Below are 13,769 nucleotides of genomic sequence, written 5' to 3'. Positions count from 1 at the left end.
AAGAATCGCGCGTGAAAAGCACGTCCGGCGTGGCAAAACAGGAGAAGAGCCCCGGCCATCGCGCGTGTGAAGCTAAAGGGCGTATGGGGCCAATCGTATTTGTGCCGTTGGTTAGCCGATCACTTTGAAGGAGAACACAGTGTCTGCACCCACTGACGACGACCAGGCCAGGCTGGACGACTACTACGGCCCCTTCGTCGGAGAGAAGGAAAAAGAAGCCCTTGACGTCCCGTTGCGCCTTATCGCCGCATGGGCGAAGAACGACGGCTACGGCGTCGCCGAGCAGTTCACCGAGGACGGCATCCTCATCCTCCCCGGTGACGTGCTGAAGAAGGGCCGGGACGCGATCGGCTCGTTCATGACCGCCGCCTACGCCGGCCCGTTCAAGGACAGCGGCGTCACCGGCAAGCCGGTCGACGTCCGGTTCGTCTCGGACACCGTCGCACTGCTGCGCACCCACGGCGGCATTCTCGCCCCCGGCGAGACCGAAATCGACGAAGAGCTCGCGGTGCGCTCCACCTGGGTCGTCGTGAAGAAAGACGACGAGTGGCAGCTCGCGGTCTATCAGAACAGCCCCCGCGGCGCCGGCGCAACGCTCCGCTGGTAACGACTACTAACGGGAGATCACAGTGCCGACCACCAATTCGTGGGGCAACGCCACGTCGATTCTCGCCGACCACGCGGTCAAAGAGGACACGGCGTTCTACCGTTCATTCACCAGTGAAGACGAAAAGGCCGTCCTCACGGTACCGCAGCGCATTCAGGACGCCTGGCTGAAGAACGACGCCGACACGTTCGCCGACGTCTTCGCCGAGAACGGCAGCCTGCTGCTGCAGGACAACCAGCTGACCAGCCGGGAGCAGATCCGCGACTTCATGCGCACAGGTTTCCAGGGCGGCCTCAAAGGAGCGCACGTCTACGGCTGGCCGCTCGAGGTCAAGTTCCTCGGTCCGAACGTCGCGATCGTCATCACCGAAGGCGGGATCATCCGGGCGGGCGAGTCCGAGATCGCGCCGGAGAACCAGATCCGTGCGGTGTGGACGGTCGTTCGCGGCGAAGACGGCGAGCTGAGCCTCTTCTCGCACCAGAGCAGCCCCATCAAGGGCTGACTCCCGAGAGGGCCTCCCGCTTGCCGGGCGGGGGCCGTGAGTGGCGTTTCGGGTTATCAAGAGAGCCGAAACGCCACTCACGACCCCCTGCACCACGCCTCACCTGTCACACCTGCCTCACCCACAACTGTCCATAATGGACTCAAATGAACGCGGACTTCCAACTCAGGACACGAGGGAACTGGGTAGAGACATGCGACGGTTGGCAATACTCAGCGTAGCGATGCTTATCACGACAGGCTTGATACCGATACCGGCGGCGGCAGCCGACGTAGCGACACTCCGCCCTGTGCGGGCCTGCGCCGAACTCGTGCGCACCTACGACCTGCCGGGCGCGGTCACCCACGTCACGGCGGCCACGGTCGTGCCGGCGACGGCGACCGAACCCGAGAACTGCGACGTCCGCGGTTATGTCGAACCTGCCGTGAGATTCCAGCTCAGGCTGCCCATCACGACCTACGCCGGCCGGTACGTGCAAGTCGGCTGCGGCGGCTTCTGCGGCGGCGTCACCGCCCCGCCATTCACGGACTGCGGGCTCCCGCATGGCGGTGACGTCGCGGTCGCGTCCACCGACGGCGGCCACGTCGGCACCACCCCGCTCGTGTTCGACGACGGGAAATGGGCGGAGAACAACCAAACCGCCCGTGACGACTTCGCCTTCCGCGCACCCCACGTGGTGTCCCTCGCCTCGAAGCGGGTCATCACCGCCTTCTATGGCGCCCCGCCAAGGAAGTCGTACTTCAGTGGCTGCGGTCGTGAGGGACTCCTGCTGGCGCAGCGCTACCCCCACGACTTCGACGGCATCGTCTCCGGCGCCCCGGCAGGCCTCTGGGGGCCGCTCTTCGGCGTCTACCAGACCTGGCTGGCCAAAGTGAACACCGGCGCCGACGGAAAACCGATCCTGACCGCCGGCAAACTCCCCGCACTGCACGCCGCCGCGGTCGCCTCCTGCGACCGGTCCGACGGCCTCGCCGACGGAGCCATCGACGACCCGCGCGCCTGCCGCTTCAACCCGGCATCCCTCACCTGCCCGCCGGGCACGGACAACGCCGGCTGTCTCACCACCGCACAGGTCGAGGCCACCAAGAGGCTCTACGCGCCGCCGACCGACGAGCGCGGCCGGAAGCTGTACCCGGCCGGTCAGGCCGTCGGCTCCGAACTCGCCTGGTACGGCTGGATCATCCCGGCCCCGGAACTCGGCGGCGTCTCGTACGCGTACACGCTCGCCGACAACTACCTCAGGTACATGGCCTACCCGAACGGGACACCGCACTCGTCGGTCGAGAAGTTCACCTTCACCGCCCGTGAATTCGACCGCCTCGCCCCCGAAGGCATCCGCTCCAACGCGATGTCGACCGACCTGCGCGAATTCCGCCGCTCCGGCGGGAAACTCGTCCTCTGGCAAGGCTGGGCGGACCAGGCGATCCCGGCGCCCGGCACCACCGACTACTACCAGCGGCTGACCCGCGCCTCCGGCGGTCCCGCCGCGACACAGAGCTGGGCCCGGTTGTTCATGGTCCCCGGTTTCTACCACTGTTACCACGGCGACAAACTCACCGAGTACGACCCACTACGCGAGCTCGTCGCCTGGGTCGAACGCGGCGCCTCACCCGACCGCACCATCGCCACCGGCCGCGACGCCGACGGCAAGGTGTTCCGCACCCGCCCTGTGTTCCCGTACCCGCTCCGCGCGAAGTACACCGGAACCGGAAGCATCGACGACGCGGCCAACTTCGTCCCGGCACCGCCGTCGAAACCGGTACGCGACATCGTCAACTGGGCGGGGAACGACCTCTATGGCCTGTCCGGACCGGTCGCACCGTGATCCCGGCCAGTCCTAATCGGACACTCGACCGTTTCCGCCGGGAGAATCGCCCCATACTTTCGCGGTCACACCGGTTCGCCGGAGCAATCACGGAGACGTCCGCACGGATCGGGGAACCGTAACGTTTTCACCGGAGAACCGACCGGCCGGTGCGAAGGGGCAGGTCGTGAGTGACGGTAGAGCGCCCTGCCAGTTACGAGGGCCAGCCGATCAAAAGGAGAGCCGGAACCATGGGCACGTATACCGAAACCTACCGTCGCAGCCTGGAAGATGCGGATGGCTTCTGGCTCGAAGCCGCCAAAGCGATCGACTGGACCCGCCCCCCGACCAAGGCACTGGACGACGCGAACGCGCCGATGTACCGCTGGTTTTCCGACGGCGAGCTGAACACCTCGTTCAACACACTCGACCGGCATGTCAACGCGGGCCACGGCGACCGGACGGCGTTGATCTGGGATTCGCCCGTCACCGGCTCCACCAGGCGGTACACCTACGCCGAACTGCTGGACGAAGTCGCGCGATTCGCCGGAGCCCTCGCCTCGCTCGGGGTCGCGAAGGGCGACCGCGTGCTCGTCTACCTGCCGGTGGTGCCCGAGGCCGTCATCGCCATGCTCGCCTGCGCGCGGCTCGGCGCGGTGCACTCTGTGGTGTTCGGCGGATTCGCGCCCAAGGAGCTGGCGGCGCGGATCGACGACGCCAAGCCGAAGGTGATCGTGGCGGCCTCGTGCGGGATCGAACCGACCAGGACCGTCGAGTACCAGCCGATCATCGACGCGGCTCTCGGAGTCACCTCGCATCAACCGGATCACGTCGTCTATCTTCAACGTGAGCGCGCTCGCGCCGAACTCGGCGAACGGGACCTCGACTGGACGGACGTCATCCGGGACGCGTCGCCGGCGGATCCCGTGCCGGTCGCCGCGACCGATCCGCTGTACATCCTGTACACCTCCGGCACGACGGGTAAGCCGAAGGGCGTCGTGCGCGACACCGGCGGCCACGCGGTCGCGCTGGCCTGGTCGATGGGCGCGGTCTACGACATCCACCCCGGCGACGTCTGGTGGGCGGCCTCGGACGTCGGCTGGGTCGTCGGGCATTCTTACATCGTCTACGCGCCACTGCTGATCGGCGCCACGACCGTTCTGTACGAGGGGAAACCGGTCGGTACGCCCGATGCGGGCGCCTTCTGGCGGGTGATCGCCGAGCACGGGGTCAACGCGCTGTTCGCCGCACCGACCGCATTGCGGGCCATCAAGAAAATTGATCCGGACGCGACCGAACTGGCCAAATACGATATTTCACGATTCCGGACCTTGTTCATGGCAGGCGAACGGCTCGATCCGGAGACTTATCACTGGGCCAGCGGGAAACTGGGCGTTCCGGTCATCGATCACTGGTGGCAGACCGAGACCGGCTGGCCCATCGCGGCGAATCCGCGCGGTCTCGAACCCATGCCGGTCAAGGCCGGTTCTTCGACGAAACCCGTGCCAGGCTGGGACGTGCGCATTCTGGACCGGGCCGGTGGACAGCTCCCCGCCGGCGAAGAGGGCGCAATTGTGATCACCCTGCCGCTGCCGCCGGGCTCACTGCCAACGCTGTGGGGCGCCGACGAGCGGTACCGTGAGGAATACCTCTCACAGCATCCCGGTTATTACCTCACCGGCGACTCCGGGTACATCGACGAGGACGGGTACCTCTTCGTAATGGGCCGGACGGATGACGTCATCAACGTCGCAGGTCACCGGCTGTCGACCGGCTCGATCGAAGCGGTGCTCGCCTCTCACCCGGCCGTGGCGGAATGCGCCGTGATCGGCATCAAAGACCAGCTCAAAGGCCAGTTGCCCCGGGGATTCGTGGTCCTGAAAACCGGAGCCGACATCGATGACAGCACGCTGAGCAGTGAATTGGTCGCACTGGTACGACAGGATATCGGGCCGTTCGCCGCCTTCCGCGATGTGTCCATTGTGGAGGCATTACCGAAGACGCGATCGGGGAAGATCTTACGGAAAACCATGCGTGGTATCGCGGATGGGCGTACCGACCCGGTGCCTCCGACGATCGAGGATCCGGCCGTTCTCGAGGCGCTGCGCGCTGTCCTCTGTGGATCTTGAGCCGCACTGCCCCGTGGCGGTGGCGAGTAGGTACGTAATGGCCCCTTCCCTCGACTGGAGTATCAGGGCGTATCTGGTCACTTATTGAGGGGTAAGGCAAACGTGTCTCGTGCCGGCGGTACGTCCGTGAAGGGCTCCTTCCCTACCTTCAGGGTAGGCAAGGAGGCCTTCACGGCCGGCCGCGACGTGACAAGGGAGACCGCCACGCCATAGTTGACCTACCTATCAAATAGTGGTCACCATCGGAAGTCCTCCGGCCCCCCGGAGGACTTCCGATGGTGACCAGCCGAGGGAAGCAGAGCCCTTCACCGACCGGAAAGAGCATCGGTACCGCAAGGGTCGGGTCGTGAGTGGCGTTTCGACCCGGTGTCCCGACCCTCGCCCGTCACCTATACCCAGAAGGCGCCTCAGTCGCCCGCGGCGAGGCTGGCGGCCAATGCGGCTCGATCCACTTTGCCGTTCGGGTTGAGCGGCAGCCGATCGAATGCCGTCACACCACGCGGCACCATGTAGTTGGGCAGCCTCGTCCTCAGGCAGGCGAGGAGTACCTCGGCATCCTGTGCGACGCCGGTGTATGCGGCTTCGAGGTCCAACTCACCGTTCAAGCCGGCCACGGCGACGACGAACGCGTCTCGTACGCCTGGTTGCGCCCGGAGAGCTGCTTCGATCTCGCCGAGCTCCACTCGGTAGCCGCGGATTTTGATCTGGTGGTCGAGCCGGCCGTAGTGGACGAGCTGGCCGTCCTCGACTCGTACCCTGTCTCCAGTGCGGTACCAGTGCTGTTCGGTCAAGGGCGCCGAGCCGTCGTAAACGCCGGCGCATTCACCGTCGAGCGTGACGAACCGGCCGACGTTCTCGGCGGGGTCCAGGTAACCCGGGAACCGTTGCGGCCCGCGCACGCACAGTTCGCCGTCCTCCGAGCGCCTCCCGTCGTCACCGACGATCAAGGTCTCCAGTGCCGGGTAAATGGTGCCGATGGGGACGGTGCCGTTTGCCGTGCGCGGCCATCGCCCTGCCTGTTCCGGCAGGCGGTATCCGGCACAGGTGATAGTCACTTCGGTGGGGCCGTAGCTGTTCTCCAACGCGCTGTCCGGAGCCGCGGCCTGCCACGCCTCCGCCTGGCTCGTGGTCAGCGCCTCGCCGCAGAACACGCTCCACCGCAAGGTCGGCATGCTGCCGGGAGCGAGGCCACGCAGCCGCATCGCGAACGAAACCACGGAGGGCACCGAGCACCAATGCGTCAAGCGCGCCCGATTCACGAACCGCACCGGCGCGAGAATGTCGTTGCCGCTGGGCACCACCAACGTCGCACCCGAGCCCCACGCGAGGAACATGTCGCGCACGGACGGGTCGAAGGTGAGGTCGAAGATCTGCGAGACCCGCGCGCCCGGGCCCAAGCCGTACAAGGGGATCACGTAGTCGAGATAGGCGGAAACGTTGCGGTGCTGAATCGGCACACCTTTCGGCGTCCCAGTGGAACCCGAGGTGAAGAGGATATAAGCGAGCTCCTCCGGACCGGCCGTCGAGCTGGGCAGAACGGGGTCAGCGCCCGCACGGAACGTGTCCAACCGGGGGTCGGCCCACACGACGGGCACCGGCAAATCGTCATACCCAGGCGTGTCCTTTTGCGCCAGCACCAGGTCAAGGCGGGCCGCTCGGGTGATCGCGGCATTACGGGCCGCCGGGAACGCCGGGTTCAAGGGAACGACCGTGGCGCCGAGCCGTAGCGCCGCGAGATATCCCGCGTAGGCCAGCGGGCAGCGCGCGGCCAGCAGCCCGATCCTCGCCGGCGCACCGCCATGCTCGGCGATCAGCACCCCGGCCAGCCCGCTGGCCAAGGCGTCGAGTTCGGTATAGCTGAACCGTTCGCCTGCCACCTCCAAGGCAGTCAGGTCACCGAACTCCGCCACGGTGGCGGTGAACCAGTCATCGAGAGTACGGGCGTCGTTCATCGAGATCCCTCCTTGGCTGTCTCCGCCAGCAGCATGTCCGCTGAGTCCGCGACCGCGGACAGCACGACCTCGGTCGCCCCGCCGCCGATCCCGAAGACCGCGGCCTGGGCGCGAAGCCACTGCGCGCCGCCGGTCGCGAATCCGTCGGCTCCTTGCAGCTGGGCGCATTCCGCCAGCACCCGTTCGACGGTCATCCCCGCGCCGGCCTTCAGCAACGCGGCGGCCGCGGTGTCGTGCCTGCTCGCCACCCGGTCACCGAGTTCCTGGCACAGCGCGTGCAATTGCCGCACCGCCACCACGCACGTGGCAAACCGCTGCCGAATGCTGTCGTGTCGCCACAGCGGCTCATCGGACCGCGCGGGGTCCTCGAGCCTTGTCTTCGTGGCGGCCAGCGCGCGCCGGCACAGCGCGACCGCCCACAAGGCACCGGCGAGCCGTTCCACTGCGATCTGGCGGGCGAAGGCGGCCAGTCCCCGGCCTGGCCTGCCGACCAGGTGCTCGCGGGGCAACCGCACGTTTTCGAAGGTCAGCTGACCGACGCCGGCGCCCGCGAACAGTTCGGTGTCCGCGCGACGCGCTGTCACCCCAGCGGCCGAAGCCGGTACGAGGACCCATGTGAAGTTGGTGAAGTGCCGTCCTGGGCGGTGGCGGGCCAGCACCAGGATCTGGTCGGCCTGGGTGGCGTTGGTGATCCAGCGCTTCCCGCCGTTGAGCACCAGCTCGCGGTCGCCGATGGTCACCTCGGTGCCGAGCGCGGTCAGGTCCGATCCGGCGGTGGTGTCCGTGGCGGCCAATGCGGTCACCGAGTTCCCGGCGAGCGCGTCCGCCAGCGCCGCTTCGGACGGGCCTGAGCCGGTGGCGAGCAGCGGCACAGCGGTGGCCAGCTGGACGCACAGCGACAGAGTGGCCCCCACGCTCGCCTGGGCGTCCACTTCGGACAGCAGGTGGCCGATGCCCGCGGGATCCACGCCAAGGGCCGGATCGCCGCCCCGATACGCCGAGCGCAGAGCGCCGGCCGCGCCAAGCGCGGCCCAGATCTCGGGCCCGCCGCCGTTCAGCGCGGCCCAGCTCTCGGGCCAGCCGGTCGGCGCGTCACACGTGTAGGGCGACTCAGGCAAGGCGAACCTCCGGGTCGAGCAGGGCCAATCGGCCGTCCGCGAGCCGCAGCCGGTCGTTGCTGTAGTTCAGCGCCGCGGACCGCAGGTCGCGCAACGCCCGCTCCAGGCCGGTTGGCGAGCCCTTCAAGTAGCCGTGCTGCAGGCCGACCGCGTCGATCAGGTCCTCCACCACGGCGTGGCACTGCTCGGCGGCGGTGATCTTCAGCGTGTTCAGCATGAGCTGGTTGCGCGGCCGCGACAGGTCGTCCGCCTCCTCCACCATGTGCGCGGTCCGCCGCAGCAGGGCGTGCACGGCGTCCACCCGCTGCCGTGCCGAACCGAGCCTGCTCAGCAACAGCTCGGAGTCGAGGTTGAACCGCTGACGGCTCTCCTTGGCACGCAACAGGGTCAACACCCGCGACAGCGCGCCGCAGGCGGTGCCGAGCCAGCTCGCCGACCAGCCGAGATGGGCCAGCGGCGCGAAGACCTCGGACGCGATCCGGGGGAACCCGCCGTGCTCTCCGACGATCTGGTGGCCGGGCATCCGTCCGTCCAGCCGCAGCGGCGCGCTGTGGCTGGCGCGCATCCCCATCGGCTGCCAGTCGCCGGACGCGGTCAGCTGGAGCTGATCCCGATGCGCGTATACGAGCGAGATCTGGTTGGGCGACACGGCGCCCGGGCTGCGCATGGTGACGAGGAAGCCGTCCGCGTGCGTCCCGCCGGTCACGATCGGCGCGAACCGATCGACGACCAGCTCGCCGTCGGAGACGGCGAGCTCGGCTTGGGCGGTGCGCAGGTGGCCGCCCTTGCCTGCCTCAGTGGTCACCGACGCCAGGTACACCCGGCCCGCCGCGATCTCGGGCAGCAGCTCCTCGCGCAGTCGAGCGCCCGCGTGCCCCGCCACCGCGGCGACCTGCTGGCAGTGCATCGCGAAGATCATCGCCGCGGACATGTCGGCGCGCCCGAGCTGGATGGCGACGTCCAGCAGGTCGGTGATGCCGCCACCGAGGCCGCCGTACTCACTGGGAACCAGCAGCCCCAGCAGTCCGGTTGCCCGCATCTCGGCCAACGCCTCCACCGGGAACGTCGCTTCCCGGTCGTGGCGCGCGGCGTGCTCGGCAGCCACCCCGGCCACGCGGCCGGCGCAGGCAGTGGTGCTCTCCGGCGCCGGTTCGGCCAGGGCCATCGCGTCGCTCATGCCGCTCGCGCGCCGGGCGTGCCGATCGCGGCCTGCACCGCCCCCCACAGGCTGCCGGCGGTGGTGAAGGTGGCGTCGGTGAGGTCTTCGTCGGGAAGTGAGACGTCGAAGACGTCCTCAATGGCGAACAAAAGCTCGATGGACTGCATTGAGTCCAGCCCGAGGTCCCACAGCCTCGACTCAGGGGTGATCTCCCGTCCGTCCAGGAACTTCAGGAATCGGGTGAGCAGCTCGGTGAATCGCTGGTCCATGGATCATTCCTTTCCTGTGGCACCATGGCGAACCGGGGCGCGCGTGAGGTGTAGGCGGGAGGCGTCGACAACCGGCGAGCCGGGCAGGTCGCTGTCGATGACGATCTCCGCCGGGGCGGGGTGGCCGAGGAAGGCCAGCAGGCTCGCGTACAGGCCGTAGGCCCCGGTGTTGGGGACCGCCAGCAGGTCTCCCGGCGCGAGCCTTGGCAGCGGGATGCTGCGCGCCCAGGTGTCCAGGGGAGTGCACAACGGGCCGACGACCGTAGCTTCGGCTGTGTCGGCAGGACCGGACGCGTGGCCGACGGTGAGCAGGTGGGGCACCAAGGGCGGCAGCCTGCGCAGGCCGGACATGCCACCGAGGTGGTTGATGCCCGACTCGAGGACGACGATCTCCCTGCCGTGTGACCGTTTTGTGTCGAGCACGGCCGTAACGAGCGTGCCCGCCGTGCCGACCAGGTAGCGGCCCGACTCGAACACGATCGCCGGGTGCCCGGCACGCCAGCCGGGCACGCCGTCGTCGAACAGGTCCTCCAGCCGTTCGCGCAGCCCGTCGAACTCGACGGCGGCGCCTGCCCGCGCGAACGGGGCGCCGAAACCGCCGCCGAGGTCGAGCACCTTGATCGCGGCCCCAGCCGCCTCCAGCTCCGCGACCAGGCGCCCCGCGGTACGCAGTGAGTGGCCGAACTGGGCGACGAGGTCCTCGGTGGCGACCAGGTTCGTGCCCATGTAGAGGTGCAGTCCCACCACTGACGCGTTCGGACGGCCCGCGAAACGCGCGGGCTCGTCGAGCACCCACCCGGTGTCCGCTCCGAACTGGGACGGCACGCCGGTCATCGCCAGCCGCTGGCCGGGCGTCGGCTGGTCGTCGTTGATCCGCAGGATGCACTGCGCCTTCACGCCGAGACCCGCGGCGATCCTGTCCAGCTGGTCCAACGCCGCCGGCGAATCCACCGAGAACTCCCGGACACCCGACCGCAGGGCGGCCGCCACGTCGGCGTCCCGCTTACCAGGCCCGGTGTACAGGGCATCCGCGGCAGGCCAGCCCGCGTCGAGCGTCGCGTCCAGCTCACCCGGCGAGCACACCTCGGGCCTCGCCCCGGCTTTCCGCAGCTCACGCAGGAGCTCCGGGTGGGGGTTCGCCTTGAGCGAGTAGTAGAGGCCGGAACCCTCGGGCAGCGCGGCCCGCAGCCGGCGCGCATTGCGCCGCACTTCGGCCAAGTCGTAAACGTAGGCAGGGGTGCCCACCTCGTGAAGCGCTTCCTGGAGCGCGGGAGACAGGGTGATCTGCTGGTCCAGCACCGCCTCAGACATGCCGCGCCTCCCTGAGCAGGTTGGCCAGTCCTTCGCGGTCGACCTTTCCGTTGCGGGACAAGGGAAGTTCGTCGATGATCACGCAGCGGCGAGGGATCTTGAACTCTTCGATCTCATCCCGCATGCCGGCCAGCACCTGCTCGGCCGTCACCGTGCCGGTCGCCACCAGCGCGGCCGGCTCCCCCTCACTCGGCGGCAACACCGCGGCCGACGCGCAGCCAGGCACCCTGCGCGCGGCGGCCTCCACCTCGGTCGCGCTGACCCGGAAGCCACGCTCCTTGTAGATGTCGTCCCGGCGGCCCGCGAAGTAGAGGTAGCCGTCCTTGTCCAGCCAGCCGTAGTCTCCGGTGCGCAGTTCCGGGAACAACCCGTTGGCCTTGGGGAACCGTTGTTCGGTCAGTTCGGGCCGCCGCCAGTAGCCGGCCATCACGTTCGGCCCGCGCACGACGATCTCGCCGACCTCCCCTGTCCGCAGGCGCCGACCTGACCCGTCCACGACGAACACCTCGGTTCCCGGCAGCGCACGACCGGACGATCCCGGGCGGACCAGGTCTTCGTCCTGGGGCATGATGGTGGCCCGTTTGCACTCGGTGAGCCCGAACATCAGCTGCGCCCGCAGGCCGGGGATCGCCGCTCGCAAAGCGGTAAGCGCCTCTGACGGCATCGCCGCGCCTGTGTTGGTGACGAGCCGCAAGGCCGGGGTGGGACCGCCCCTGGCCAGCAGCCGGGCCAACGCCTCCGCCACCGCCGGCACCGCCGGCAGGACGGTCGCGCCGGCGCGCACGAGGTTGCGCGCCAACGCGGGCCCGACTTCCGCCGGCTGCCCCAGCCAGACGTGCGCCCCGCTGGCCGCGCCAAGGAACAGTTGGTAGAGCCCGTAGTCGAAGGACAATGGCAGCGGCGAATACACCACGTCGTCGTCTCGATAGGACAGTTGCGATTGGATGGCGAGCACCGCGAAGACGGCTTGCTGGTGTGTGCTGACGACAGCCTTGGGCAGCGAGGTGGTGCCCGAGGTGTAGATCAGGCACACCGGATCCACCGGGAGCGGATCGTGACCGGCGGGCGGGGCCCAGGACCGCGGTTCGCCGGTGAACCCGACGTCGGCCAGAGCCGCGGTGTCGATCGCGTCGATCGCCTTGGCTCGTGCGTCGTCGACCACCGATCGGTCGGCGCCGACGACCAGCGCGGGCTCGGAGTCGTCGAGCACGTGCGCCAGGGGTCGTCCGCGCACCTGCTCGTGCAAGAGGGTGAACACCACCCCCACGCGCGCCGCCGCATACAGCAGCGCGGGAGTCAGCGGGGTGGAGCCTGCCACCACGACCATCCGGTCGCCGCGCCGCAGGCCCCGGTCCGCGAGCCAACGGGCGAGCCGGTGGCTCGCACCCGCCAGTTCGGCGTGGGTCAGGGTGGTCCCACCGCTGGTCACCGCCGGCCGGTCGGGCCATCGGGCGGCGGCGGCGTCCAGCAGGTGCGCCAGCAAAGTGGGCTGAGGGTTCACGCGGCTTCTCCCATGGCACCGATCGATCCGGCGGCCAACCGGCATAGGCCGTCGAGGTGGTGAAGGTTCTCCGGCAGGAGGTCGTCCGGATCGAACTCCACGCCGAGCCGGTCTTCGAGACGTGCCACGACCGCGACCAACCGCATGGAGTCGAACCCCGGCAACAGGGTGAGTTCCGGCTCGGCCAGCACCCGCTCGGTTCTTGTGCCGAGCACCGTGGCCACGATCCCGGCCACCGTGTCGCGCATCTGCACCGGCGAGGTGCCGCAGGCGAACACTTCCCGGTCCGCGGCCAGTGCCTGCCCCAACCGGCCCAGCAACCCGGCAGGCTCCCGGCGCCCCCGCTCCACCCGGCGCGCCGCCAGGTACGCCTGCTCGGCCAGCAGGTCCCATCCGCGCAGGTGCTCCTCGACCTCGCCGGTGGCCGGTGTGCCCGATCGGGCCAGGAACCCGGCGTGCAGCCGGCGGGACCGGACCAGCAGCCAGGTCTCCAGGGTGAGCTGGCGCAGCGCCGCCACCCGGTCGGCGTGCCGGGCGTAGGCGTCCAGGTAGTGGTCGGGGTCGGCTATGTCGACGACCGGGGTGGCCGACGGCACGGTCGCGGTGGGCGTCAGTGCCACCACGTGGTCGGCGGTGGGGAGCTCGGCCCAGTCCACCTCCCAGCGGCCAGGCACGGCAGTGCCCCACGGCGTCAGGTTCCGGTAGGCGTCGGTGATCATGGCGCCGTCCGGGCCGCTGCCGACCAAGAAGCTGTGTTCCATGTGCAGCTGCCCGTAATACGGCGTCCATGGCAGATCGTGAGCGTCGGCCACCACGTAAAGCTCGCCGTGCTGGGAGCTCAAGTCGGCGAGCCGCACCGGGGTGACATGCTGCCATTGAGCCTTCACCAGGAGACCAAGGAACCGCCCCGCGTCAGTGAGATGGCCTGCCAGACTCGGCTCGACGGTCGGCAGCTCGCCCGTGCCGGCGGTGGGCCGGAACCGCAGGGCGGCTCCCAGCGCCAGATGGGTGCCCGAGCCGTGGTGCCGGTCGGCAAGGACCGCGAGATTGGCCTGAAGACAGTCCAACAACTGCGCGTGGACCGCGATTTCGGTCGAGGCCATCAGGCCCGCCTCCCCACGGCCACTTCACCGTGGACCGGTGCGAGGCCTGCCACCACGGCGACACCGTGCGCCGGCAGCGCGGTCAGGAACTCCAGGGGCCGGCACCACCGCCTGGGCACGCCGCCAAGAAGCGGCACCCTCACCGGCGCCTCGCCGACGGTGCAGGAGGACGACGATGGGCTTTCCGTCACGAGCGTCATGTCCACTCCCAAATCTCAGCGTTTCAGGTCGCGGGCGCCGGCCGGGACCTGGCCACCGGCATCGGGGAAGGTAGAACTCCCAAGCGCACGAAGCGGTGGATATCGCAGTCATTC

Annotated in this window: 12 protein-coding genes; 4 read left to right on the top strand and 8 right to left on the bottom strand. The window is 68.9% G+C overall.

Annotation, left to right across the window (positions count from 1 at the left end; translation table 11 throughout):
* The first annotated feature begins 139 nt into the window (after window positions 1–139).
* The 4 genes from AC0685_RS11610 to AC0685_RS11595 all read left to right on the top strand — a co-directional run bounded on the left by AC0685_RS11610 (window position 140) and on the right by AC0685_RS11595 (window position 5,042).
* Window positions 140–607, top strand: a complete 468-nt coding sequence (locus AC0685_RS11610) for an SgcJ/EcaC family oxidoreductase (protein WP_478225455.1) — start codon at window positions 140–142, stop codon at window positions 605–607.
* A gap of 22 nt (window positions 608–629) precedes the next feature.
* The gene (locus AC0685_RS11605) at window positions 630–1,109 is read left to right on the top strand and encodes an SgcJ/EcaC family oxidoreductase (protein WP_478225454.1); all 480 of its coding nucleotides are present in this window, start codon (window positions 630–632) and stop codon (window positions 1,107–1,109) included.
* A 208-nt stretch (window positions 1,110–1,317) separates the two neighbouring features.
* Window positions 1,318–2,934, top strand: coding sequence for a tannase/feruloyl esterase family alpha/beta hydrolase (locus AC0685_RS11600; RefSeq protein ID WP_478225548.1), 1,617 nt, complete (start codon window positions 1,318–1,320; stop codon window positions 2,932–2,934).
* A gap of 230 nt (window positions 2,935–3,164) precedes the next feature.
* The gene (locus tag AC0685_RS11595; protein WP_478225453.1) at window positions 3,165–5,042 is read left to right on the top strand and encodes a propionyl-CoA synthetase; all 1,878 of its coding nucleotides are present in this window, start codon (window positions 3,165–3,167) and stop codon (window positions 5,040–5,042) included.
* 407 nt (window positions 5,043–5,449) lie between these two features.
* Here the strand turns inward: AC0685_RS11595 and AC0685_RS11590 are convergent, their stop codons facing one another.
* From AC0685_RS11590 to AC0685_RS11555, 8 genes are read right to left on the bottom strand one after another with little or no spacing between them, the layout of a single operon-like run.
* On the bottom strand, window positions 5,450–6,994 hold the full coding sequence (locus tag AC0685_RS11590; protein ID WP_478225452.1) for an amino acid adenylation domain-containing protein: 1,545 nt from the start codon (window positions 6,992–6,994) through the stop codon (window positions 5,450–5,452).
* Window positions 6,991–8,112 carry an acyl-CoA dehydrogenase family protein gene (locus AC0685_RS11585; RefSeq protein WP_478225451.1) on the bottom strand — a complete coding sequence of 374 codons (1,122 nt, stop codon included), beginning with the start codon at window positions 8,110–8,112 and terminating at the stop codon, window positions 6,991–6,993. Before AC0685_RS11585 ends, AC0685_RS11590 begins: the two co-directional genes overlap by 4 nt.
* Complete coding sequence (locus tag AC0685_RS11580) at window positions 8,105–9,289, bottom strand: acyl-CoA dehydrogenase family protein (RefSeq protein WP_478225450.1); 1,185 nt, start codon at window positions 9,287–9,289, stop codon at window positions 8,105–8,107. The genes AC0685_RS11585 and AC0685_RS11580 overlap by 8 nt, the downstream gene beginning before the upstream one ends.
* Window positions 9,286–9,540 (bottom strand): acyl carrier protein, encoded by a 255-nt coding sequence (locus AC0685_RS11575; protein ID WP_340686950.1) that lies wholly within the window; start codon window positions 9,538–9,540, stop codon window positions 9,286–9,288. The genes AC0685_RS11580 and AC0685_RS11575 overlap by 4 nt, the downstream gene beginning before the upstream one ends.
* A 3-nt stretch (window positions 9,541–9,543) precedes the next feature.
* A complete protein-coding gene (locus AC0685_RS11570) occupies window positions 9,544–10,851 on the bottom strand; it encodes a type III PLP-dependent enzyme domain-containing protein (protein WP_478225449.1) in 1,308 nt (435 codons plus the stop codon).
* Window positions 10,844–12,352, bottom strand: a complete 1,509-nt coding sequence (locus AC0685_RS11565) for a class I adenylate-forming enzyme family protein (RefSeq protein WP_478225448.1) — start codon at window positions 12,350–12,352, stop codon at window positions 10,844–10,846. Before AC0685_RS11565 ends, AC0685_RS11570 begins: the two co-directional genes overlap by 8 nt.
* Window positions 12,349–13,455, bottom strand: coding sequence for an acyl carrier protein (locus AC0685_RS11560; protein ID WP_478225447.1), 1,107 nt, complete (start codon window positions 13,453–13,455; stop codon window positions 12,349–12,351). Before AC0685_RS11560 ends, AC0685_RS11565 begins: the two co-directional genes overlap by 4 nt.
* Complete coding sequence (locus tag AC0685_RS11555; RefSeq protein ID WP_478225446.1) at window positions 13,455–13,655, bottom strand: hypothetical protein; 201 nt, start codon at window positions 13,653–13,655, stop codon at window positions 13,455–13,457. The genes AC0685_RS11560 and AC0685_RS11555 overlap by 1 nt, the downstream gene beginning before the upstream one ends.
* Between the last annotated feature and the right edge of the window lie 114 nt (window positions 13,656–13,769).

The organism is Amycolatopsis sp. NPDC043889, from assembly GCF_056435645.1.
This window is presented reverse-complemented; position numbering and strand designations above follow the sequence as displayed.

Coding starts and splice junctions, on each gene's coding strand:
- AC0685_RS11595 (WP_478225453.1), top strand. CDS start 3,165: ATGGGCACGTATACCGAAACCTACCGTCGCAGCCTGGAAGATGCGGAT.
- AC0685_RS11590 (WP_478225452.1), bottom strand. CDS start 6,994: ATGAACGACGCCCGTACTCTCGATGACTGGTTCACCGCCACCGTGGCG.
- AC0685_RS11580 (WP_478225450.1), bottom strand. CDS start 9,289: ATGAGCGACGCGATGGCCCTGGCCGAACCGGCGCCGGAGAGCACCACT.
- AC0685_RS11575 (WP_340686950.1), bottom strand. CDS start 9,540: ATGGACCAGCGATTCACCGAGCTGCTCACCCGATTCCTGAAGTTCCTG.
- AC0685_RS11570 (WP_478225449.1), bottom strand. CDS start 10,851: ATGTCTGAGGCGGTGCTGGACCAGCAGATCACCCTGTCTCCCGCGCTC.
- AC0685_RS11560 (WP_478225447.1), bottom strand. CDS start 13,455: ATGGCCTCGACCGAAATCGCGGTCCACGCGCAGTTGTTGGACTGTCTT.
- AC0685_RS11555 (WP_478225446.1), bottom strand. CDS start 13,655: ATGACGCTCGTGACGGAAAGCCCATCGTCGTCCTCCTGCACCGTCGGC.